Origin of the sequence: Mycobacterium sp. IS-2888 (assembly GCF_001954215.1) — a bacterium.
Classification (GTDB): domain Bacteria; phylum Actinomycetota; class Actinomycetes; order Mycobacteriales; family Mycobacteriaceae; genus Mycobacterium.
In genome coordinates this window covers 1-936 of the sequence record NZ_MBET01000055.1, presented here as the reverse complement: position 1 = coordinate 936, position 936 = coordinate 1, and the positions used below count along the sequence as shown (strand labels likewise).

Here is a 936-nt window from a genome sequence, read left to right as displayed (position 1 = left end):
CGAAACAGGCGCTGATTCAGGTGATGTTGGCCTGGCAGAACTTCGCCGGTCATGAGGATCCGGCGGCGGGTTTGGTGCTAGACGGTGTTGAGGTCAGCCCGATTCCGTTGGATACCCATAGCGCGCGTATGGATCTGGCGTTTTCGTTGGGGGAGCGTTTCACCGAGGCTGGTGAGCCCGCCGGAATCGGTGGGGCGGTGGAATTTCGCACCGACGTATTCGACCCGGAAAGCATCCAGGTGCTCATCGAGCGGTTGGAGCGGGTGTTGATGGCGATGACCGCCGATGCGGGGCGGCGCGTGTCGTCGGTGGATGTGCTCGACCAGTCCGAACATGCCCGCTTCGATGAGATCGGTCACCGGGCGGTGCTCAGCGCGGATGCCACAGCGCCGGTGTCGGTTCCGGAGTTGTTCGCCGCGCAGGTGGCCGCCACTCCGGAGGCGGTGGCGCTCAGTTGTGGTGAGCAGTCCTGGACTTACCGCCAACTCGATGAGGCGGCTAATCGGTTGGCGCATTTGTTGGTTGGCCGGGGCGTGGGTGCTGGGTGTGTGGTGGGGGTGTTGCTGGCGCGCTCTCCACACGCGATCGCCGCGATCACCGCGGTGCTCAAAACCGGGGCGGCGTATCTGCCCATCGACCCTGAACATCCGCGGGAGCGTATCGAGTTCATGCTCACCGATGCCGCGCCGGTGGCGGTGCTGGCCACCGCGGATCTGGCTGGGCGCCTCGACGGGTTGGGTATGGCGGTCATCGACATCAACGATCCCGCGGTCGATGCTTATCCCAGCACCGCGTTAGCGGCGGGCCCGGGTGCTGAGGATATCGCTCATCTGATTTACACCTCGGGCACCACCGGGGCGCCCAAGGGGGTGGCGGCCACCCACCGCAACATCACCCAGCTGTTGGCGTCGTTGGATGCTGATTTGCTGGCCGAGT

Annotated in this window: 1 protein-coding gene; it reads left to right on the top strand. The window is 65.1% G+C overall.

Annotated elements, in window-relative coordinates; all coding sequences use genetic code 11:
• A partial coding sequence (locus A5745_RS09785) for an AMP-binding protein (RefSeq protein WP_139329529.1) occupies window positions 1–936 on the top strand: 936 nt, incomplete at both ends.